Annotated in this window: 1 pseudogene; it reads left to right on the top strand. The window is 44.7% G+C overall.

Annotated elements, in window-relative coordinates:
* Positions 1-273, top strand: a pseudogene (locus ABS784_RS17105) (hypothetical protein); the annotation flags it as partial.

Consider the following 273-nt stretch of genomic DNA (forward strand, 5'->3'; position numbering starts at 1 on the left):
TGATGGTACACACTGCACACTTGAAAATACGCTAGATCATTGGGAATGCTCCTGTCCGGCAGACAACATTTGCAAACATGTACTGATTTCGATTTTGTATTATCAACGGGAACATCAGACAGAGGATACATTAAATCAGGGTGAAGCAGCGTTATCAGAGGAGTTGGCAGTTGAGTCTGGTCTGGTAACGGAGTCCCGCTTCCGCTGGATGGTTGAATCGGAACTTGCTCCTTTGATCAAATCATATCGTTCTTCCTTGATTGAGGAGGTTCT

Source organism: Geobacillus sp. G4, assembly GCF_040327975.1.
In the GTDB taxonomy this organism is placed as follows: Bacteria; Bacillota; Bacilli; order Bacillales; family Anoxybacillaceae; genus Geobacillus; species Geobacillus thermoleovorans.